Here is a 6,991-nt window from a genome sequence, read left to right on the forward strand (position 1 = left end):
CGTCACCTTGACGAAAAGCTGAGCGGGTAGATATCGTCAATCTGACGACAACGATCCAAGGAGAGTCAGACGATGGCGACGATCAAGCGCTACCCCGGGTTCCGCCAGTTCCTGGGCACCGCGAGCGACTACGTGGTGCACCTCAGCAACGGCGCCGTGCGGCACGAGGGGGTGGGCCAGGCGTTCTGGTTCCGGCCCGACACGTCCGTGCTCAGCGAGGTGCCCGCCACCGACCAGGAGCTCCCCGTCCTGTTCCACGCCGTCACGCGCGACCAGCAGGACGTCAGCGTGCAGTCCAACGTCACCTACCGGTTCGGCGACCCGGTGCTCGCGTCCCAGCGCCTCGACTTCGGGATCTTCCCCGTCACGGGCAAGGGGCAGGAGGCGAGCGGCCGCCAGCAGGTGGGGGCCATCGTGGGCCAGCTCGCGCAGAGCCTCACGGTCGACCTCATCGCCACGCTGGACCTTCAGGAGGCGCTGGAGTCCGGCGTCGGCCGCGTGCGGACTGCCCTTGGCGCCCTCGGCGAGGACGCGCGCCTGGCCGCGACCGGCATCGAGATCCTGGGCGTCCGGGTGCTCGCCGTCCGGCCTGAGGGCGACGTCGAGAAGGCCCTGCGCACGCCCGTGCGCGAACGGCTCCAGGCGGAGGCCGACCGTGCGACCTACGAGCGCCGCGCCGTCGCCGTCGAACGGGAGCGCAAGATCGCCGAGAACGAGCTCGCGAGCCAGATCGAGCTCGCCTCCCGGCGCGAGCAGCTCGTGGCCCAGGAGGGTGCGAACAAGCGTCGCGAGGCGGAGGAGGCCGCGGCCGCCGCCCTCGTGTCCGCGAAGTCCGACGCCGAGCGGCGCGAGATCGCGGCGACCGCCCAGGCGGCCTCGCTACGCCGGCTGGGTGAGGCCGAGGCGGCCAAGGAGGCCGCGCTCATGGCGGTCTACGCGAACGTGGGACGCGACGTGCTCATGGCGCTCGCCCTGCGCGACGCCGCGCCGCACCTGCCGAACGTTGGCTCGCTGACCGTCACGCCCGACCTGGTGAGCGGCCTCCTGGGCGCGCTGACGGCACGGGCGGGCGAGCCGACGTCGGACGGTGCCGCCGCGGCGAACGGCGCGCCGGCCGCGGAGCGCTGACATGGCCCTCCGCACCCGCGCCGTCCTGGTGCACCGGCGGACGGAGCTGGACGAGCTGCTCGACCGGCACGCGACCCGCGGCCAGGCGGAGTTCTTCCTCCGCACCCGGGGCCGCACGCTCGCCGACGTCGAGGCCCGGCACGACGCCGCCGCGACCGCCCGCAAGGTGGTCGCGGCGAGCGTGCCGTCCGACTGGGCGCTCGCGGAGGTGGAGCGCGCGGACCTGGACCGGTTCCTCTTCGCGCCCGAGGACGTCGTCCTCGTGGTGGGGCAGGACGGGCTGGTCGCGAACGTGGCCAAGTACCTGGACCGGCAGCTCGTGATCGGCGTCGACCCCGAACCGGGCACCAACCTCGGGGTGCTCGTGCGGCACGACGTCGGCGATGTCGCGGAGATCATCGGCAGCCTGGCCGCGCCGCGGGGCGGCGCGAACGAGGCGTCGTCCGCGTCGCTGCTCCACGACGAGCTCACCATGGTCCACGCGCGCCTCGACGACGGCCAGGAGCTGCACGCCGTCAACGAGCTGTTCCTGGGTCACCCGAGCCACCAGTCGGCGCGCTACCTGCTGGGGGTCGACGGCGGTACGGAGCGGCAGTCGTCGTCGGGCCTGATCGTCAGCACCGGCACCGGCGCCACCGGCTGGTGCGCGTCGATCGCGCACGACCGGGGCGGGCGCCGGCTGCCCGGTCCCACGGACCCGGCGCTGGCCTGGTTCGTCCGGGAGGCGTGGCCGTCGCCGATCACCGGCGTCACGATGACGGAAGGTGTGCTCGGGCGCGGCGGCGAGCTCGTGGTGACCGTCCAGTCCGACCGGCTCGTCGTGTTCGGCGACGGCATGGAGGCGGACCGGCTCGAGGTCTCCTGGGGGCAGGAGGTCCGGATCGGCGTGGCGGAGCGAAGGCTCCGGCTCGTGTGAGGCGGGTGGGGCTCCGGCTCAGGCTCTACCTGTGTCGACTGAGCCTGCGGTTCCGCTTCGGGCGGGTGCCTCGTTCCTCGGCCCCCACCCTGCGCTGCACCTCCGGCTCAGTCGATGTCGTAGCGGAGCATGAACTCGCCCGCGTCCAGCACCACGTGGCTCACCTCGACGGCCGAGCCGTCCTTGGTGAACGCGGTGCGCGTGACCGCGAGCACCGGGGTGCCGGGCTCGATGCGCAGCTCCTCGATCTCCTCGATCGTCGGCATCCGGCCCACCACGTCCTCGCGGAACCGCACGGGCGCGTGCCCCGCCTCGGTCAGACGCGCGTGCGTGCCGCCCGGCCCGACCTCCTGGTCCGCGATCGGCGTCCCGGCCGCGATCGACGCGGGCAGGTACGACGTCGCGAACAGGACGGGCTTGCGCTCCCGCAGGTGCAGGCGCTCGCGCACGGTCACCTTGTCGCCCTCGGCGAGGCCGAGGGTGGCGCGGATCTTCTCCGAGGGCTCGGCCTCCGCCGTGACGGCAAGCGTGCGGACCGTGAGGCCCGCGCCCGTCTCGTCGATCTCGGCCGTCACCGTGGACTCGCCGGGCTTTCCGCCCGTGCTGTCACGGACGATCGGCTCGAAGGCGCGCACGAACACGCCGGAGCCGTGCCGGGTCACGGTCAGACCCTCGTCCTTGAGCATCGACAGGCCGTGGCGCGCGGTCATGCGGGCCACGCCGTAGTTCGACATGAGCGCTGCTTCGCTCGGAAGACGATCGCCCGGTTTGTAGGTCCCGGAGCGGATCGCGGCACGAAGATCCTTGGCGATGCTTGCGGCAGTCACACGTCCCTCTCTAGACACGGAACCCACCTAACCCGCAGCCAGTGCGTATACGCAACTTTTCCGCGTAGCGGTTGCAACTCCCAGTTAACCCGCAACAGGCTGTCTATGCGCCTAGAGGTAGGTGCAGAGAGGTGGGAGAAATGGCAACGATTGCGGGCAACCTGGCGGATTCCGCGACGGGTGCGACGCTGCTGCTGGCAGAGATCGGGGATGCGCGGGTCAAGTGGGTCGAGGTGTTCCGTGATCATCTGGTGGTGCATCCGACACGGCGTTCGGAGGGTGCCGCGATCGCGGCGCAGCTCGGGATCACCGTGGCGACGGACTATCCGGCGACCCGGCCGGGCTTCACGATGTGGACCGGGTGCTGGAACGACCTGGACCTGTATGTCTACGGCGACCTGCGGGGCAGCATCCGCGAGGTCCGGGCGTGGCCCACATGACAGCAGGATCCTGCAACGCGGGCCTCGGCCCGGAGGGCTGCCCGACGCCGGGCGCACACCTCGCGGAGCTCGTGGAGGTGACCGCGCTCATCGCCCACATCTTCGACATCCACACCCTCGACGTACGGGCGGGCGTGGACCACCTCGACCTCGAGGACGACGTCGTGGGCGTGCTGACCGTGGACGTGGTCGCCGCGCGCGAGCCCGACGCCGCACGGCTCGCCCGGATGCTCCACCTCACCGAGCGGCTGGGGCATCACGCCGGCCCGGCACACGGGCGCGCGGTCTGGCGATGCTGGACCGGCTGGGTCCCCGCCGCCGGGGAGGGCCTCCCGGTGTCGCTGCACGTGACGGCGCCCGTCCGGGGTTGAGCGCGGCTCCCCCCACGAACGAACGCCGCGGGCCGGGCGGTGGGTCCGGCCCGCGGCGTTCTCGCTGGGCATGCCGGGCCGCGGTTCTTGCTGAGCGGCGTGCGGGTGCGCCAGTGTGTACGGCGTCGCGACTCCCGCGGCCCGACGGAGGTGTCCCGTGTCCGAGAACTCCACTGCTGCCGGCGACGCCGTCCGGCGGGTCCGCAACAGCCGCGCCGTCCGAGGCCTGGCCCGGGGCGGCTACGTCGCCTCCGGCGTGCTGCACCTGCTGATCGGCTGGCTCGCCGTCCAGCTCGCGCTGGGGCAGACCGAGGGGCAGGCCGACCAGTCCGGCGCCTTCCGCGCGGTGGCCCGGATGCCCGGCGGGGAGGCGCTCCTCTGGCTGGTCGCCGTGGGCTTCACCGCGCTCGCGCTCTGGCAGCTCGCCACCGCCGTCGTCGGCGTGCCGAACGCGGAGAACCAGGTGGCGGCGCGCGCCAAGAGCGTGGCCAAGGCTGTGCTCTACGGGGCGCTCGCGGTCACCGGCGTCCGGTATGCGCAGGGCTCCGGCGGCGGCGGCAGCGGTAGCGGCAGCGAGGAGAGCCTGACGGCCCGCGTCCTCGCGATGCCCGCGGGTGCCTGGCTGGTGGGCGCCGCCGGTCTGGTGATCGTCGGCGTCGGCGGCTACCACGTGGTCAAGGGCGTCCGGAAGAAGTTCCTGGAGGACCTCGTCGGCACGGGCGGCAGTGCCGTGCGCCCGGTGGTGGTGCGGCTCGGACAGGCGGGCTACGTGGCCAAGGGGATCGCGCTCGGCGTCGTCGGCGGCCTCGTGGTCGCCGCCGCGGTGACCACGGACCCCGAGCAGGCCGGCGGTCTCGACGAGGCGCTGCACACGATGCGCGACCAGCCGTACGGCACGGTGCTGCTCCTGGTGGTCGGGGTGGGTATCGCCGCGTTCGGCGGCTACTCCTTCGCCCGCGCCCGGTTCGCGCGGCTCTGATGCGCACGGGAGCCGCCGGAGCGTTCAGCGCGATGAGGTTCGCCGGACTCTGCGGCGTGGCGCTCGCGGCGGTGGCGCCCTGGCTCGGCTGGGTGCTGGTCGTCCGGGGTCACGTCGTCCCCGGCTGGGGACTCGGCGTCGTGCTCGCCGCCGTCGCGCTGGTGCTTCTCTGGTACCCGCGCTCCGCCCGTGTGCCTGCCGTCGACGAGGCGCAGGAAGCAAGACGGGCGGTCCTGCGCCGGATCCGCGCAGCCTCGACGGTCCTGGCTGTGGTGAGCATCGGCCTCGCGGCTACCGGTGACATGTTCTACGAGGCGGAGTACCGGGTGCTCCCGCACGAGGCCTCCGACGGCTGCCGCGTCGTGACGCGGGAGACATCGGATCTGCTGTCCGGGGGCGGAGACGTCTACGTGGTGCGGGGTCTCGGCGTCGGGCAGCGGACCGGGACCTGGACCGCCGACGACCGCGCCCGGCCGATCCGTGACGGCCGCTACGACCTGGATCTGGGGCAGGAAGGTGGAACCCTGACCGTGATCGGCACCTCGTACGACCCGGTCTGGCCGGCCGACCACACCATCGACTGCCGCTAGTGCGACGGCGGGATCCGGTAGACGGAGACGTGCGAGCCCGACCCCTCGCCTGGAGGGCGCCGCGCGGCTAGGTTCAGCTTCGTGACGGCACCTGACGACTCTCGCGCGACGACCAGTTCCCCTGGGAGCGGCGGGGACGAGAGCCAGCCGTGGCTCAGGCTCGCCCAGGGCTATGAGCAGGCCAGGTCCAAGGAGGACTCCCTGGACCGCCTGGTGGAGTGGCCCGCACAGCGGGACCTCCTGGGCGACGTCGGCGGACTCTCGGTGCTCGACGTCGGCTGTGGCAACGGAGCCAAGCTCGCCGAGCTGGTTCGCGACGGTGCGACGGCCTCCGTCGGTGTCGACATCAGCGGCAACTTCCCGGCCGGCCCGACACCAGGCATGGAGCTCGTCCGGGGCGACCTCTCCGACCTGGAGTCAGTGCCCGGGCTCGCGGACCGGAGGTTCGACCGGATCTTGTTCCTGCAGACCATCGGCTACGCGGACGACCCGGTGCGTACGTTGCGGGTGGCGCGGACGATGCTCGCCCCCGACGGATTCGTCCTGCTGACCAGGACCCACCCGATCCGGTGGGCCGTCGAACGGGCGGAGCAGAACGGCACGACCCTCGGCGAGGAGTACTACTCCACGGCTCCGTACACCTACTACCACCGCGGGTGGGACGACCGGGTCGCCCTCACGAAGCACGGCTACACGCTCGCCGACCTGCTCAACCTGTTCAGCGCAGCCGGATTCCGGGTCGAGGCCGCTGTCGAGCCCCAGCTGTCCGAGGACGCCCGGCGTCGCTACCCGCACAAGCAGGCGTGGATGAACAAGCACCTGGGGATCCTGATCTTCAAGCTCCTGCCGGTTGCCTGACCGGAGGACCCCCGGGAACGACGAAGCCCCAGGCCAGAAAACCTGCTCTGACCTGGGGCTTCGTGCTGGAGCGGGTGACGGGAATCGAACCCGCGCTATCAGCTTGGGAAGCTGAAGTTCTACCATTGAACTACACCCGCAACGTCCGGTTCTGACCGGTTTTCTGCCGTTCCGGAATCCCGCTAGGGTTCCGCAACAGCGCCCGTGAACCTGGCGCGCGACCTGATCATACCCAAACTCGCCCGGATGCCCGAACCAGATCCGCGCGAGTGTCGCCGAGCAGCCGGAGCAGCAGTGAGCGAGCACCCCAGCGAGAAGCCGACCGAGCCGATCTACCAGGAGACGAAGCCCCTGCCTCCGCGGCCGCCGCAGCCACCGCCGCCTCCGCAGGAGACGCGCGCGCTGCAGAAGCCGAAGTCCGGGTCCGCGGCCAAGTCCGGACCCGCGAACTACCAGCAGCAGTACGACTACGACCGCCCCACCCCGCCGCCGGAGCACGTGCCGGGCCGCAAGTCGCGCATCACCGCGGGCCTGCTCGGGATCCTGCTCGGCGTCGTCGGGGCCCACCGGTTCTACCTTGGCTACAAGGGCCTGGGCTGGATCATGCTCCTCATCACGGCGGTCTCCCTGGGCCAGGCGTGGTTCGTGCCGGCGATCTGGGGCGCGATCGAGGGCATCCTGTACCTCGTGATGCGCAAGGGCTACTGGTCGGTGGACGCGAAGCACCGGCCGCTGCAGTGGTGACGGCCGCCCGCTGACGCGGCGTCGTCGTCCCGGCGCGGACGGCGCCGCTCCCGGACGGGGCGGCGCCGCCCCCCGCCCCCCCCGACCCTAACCGGGTGCGCCACACCCCCCCCCCTATCTTTATGGTATAAACAAAAA

The 6,991-nt window shown here is 72.1% G+C and carries 9 protein-coding genes and 1 tRNA gene; 8 read left to right on the plus strand and 2 right to left on the minus strand.

Annotated elements, in window-relative coordinates:
• Positions 1-72 precede the first annotated feature (72 nt).
• Together ACFWEJ_RS05475 and ACFWEJ_RS05480 are read left to right on the plus strand one after the other, a co-directional pair.
• Positions 73-1,128 (plus strand): SPFH domain-containing protein, encoded by a 1,056-nt coding sequence (locus tag ACFWEJ_RS05475; protein WP_377228195.1) that lies wholly within the window; start codon positions 73-75, stop codon positions 1,126-1,128.
• Position 1,129: 1 nt separating this feature from the next.
• Positions 1,130-2,044, plus strand: a complete 915-nt coding sequence (locus tag ACFWEJ_RS05480; RefSeq protein ID WP_377228196.1) for a hypothetical protein — start codon at positions 1,130-1,132, stop codon at positions 2,042-2,044.
• A gap of 107 nt (positions 2,045-2,151) precedes the next feature.
• On the opposite strand, the gene ACFWEJ_RS05485 is transcribed toward ACFWEJ_RS05480, so the two are convergent.
• On the minus strand, positions 2,152-2,898 hold the full coding sequence (locus tag ACFWEJ_RS05485; RefSeq protein WP_377228197.1) for a GntR family transcriptional regulator: 747 nt from the start codon (positions 2,896-2,898) through the stop codon (positions 2,152-2,154).
• Positions 2,899-3,011: 113 nt separating this feature from the next.
• Between ACFWEJ_RS05485 and ACFWEJ_RS05490 the strand changes: the two genes are divergently transcribed.
• From ACFWEJ_RS05490 to ACFWEJ_RS05510, 5 genes are all read left to right on the plus strand, one after another.
• Positions 3,012-3,311, plus strand: a complete 300-nt coding sequence (locus tag ACFWEJ_RS05490) for a hypothetical protein (protein WP_377228198.1) — start codon at positions 3,012-3,014, stop codon at positions 3,309-3,311.
• A complete protein-coding gene (locus ACFWEJ_RS05495) occupies positions 3,308-3,682 on the plus strand; it encodes a hypothetical protein (protein WP_377228199.1) in 375 nt (124 codons plus the stop codon). The genes ACFWEJ_RS05490 and ACFWEJ_RS05495 overlap by 4 nt, the downstream gene beginning before the upstream one ends.
• Positions 3,683-3,839: 157 nt before the next feature.
• Entirely contained in the window at positions 3,840-4,661 is an 822-nt protein-coding gene (locus ACFWEJ_RS05500; RefSeq protein ID WP_377228200.1) for a DUF1206 domain-containing protein, read from the plus strand.
• Between the two features lie 32 nt (positions 4,662-4,693).
• Positions 4,694-5,251: a hypothetical protein gene (locus tag ACFWEJ_RS05505; RefSeq protein ID WP_377228201.1), complete on the plus strand. Its 558-nt coding sequence runs from the start codon at positions 4,694-4,696 to the stop codon at positions 5,249-5,251.
• Between the two features lie 81 nt (positions 5,252-5,332).
• A complete protein-coding gene (locus ACFWEJ_RS05510; RefSeq protein WP_377228202.1) occupies positions 5,333-6,109 on the plus strand; it encodes a class I SAM-dependent methyltransferase in 777 nt (258 codons plus the stop codon).
• 66 nt (positions 6,110-6,175) lie between these two features.
• On the opposite strand, the gene ACFWEJ_RS05515 is transcribed toward ACFWEJ_RS05510, so the two are convergent.
• Positions 6,176-6,249, minus strand: a tRNA-Gly gene (locus ACFWEJ_RS05515).
• 154 nt (positions 6,250-6,403) lie between these two features.
• Between ACFWEJ_RS05515 and ACFWEJ_RS05520 the strand changes: the two genes are divergently transcribed.
• Positions 6,404-6,853, plus strand: a complete 450-nt coding sequence (locus ACFWEJ_RS05520; protein ID WP_377228203.1) for a TM2 domain-containing protein — start codon at positions 6,404-6,406, stop codon at positions 6,851-6,853.
• Positions 6,854-6,991: the final 138 nt, after the last annotated feature.

The organism is Promicromonospora sp. NPDC060204, from assembly GCF_042728455.1.
Classification (GTDB): Bacteria; Actinomycetota; Actinomycetes; order Actinomycetales; family Cellulomonadaceae; genus Promicromonospora.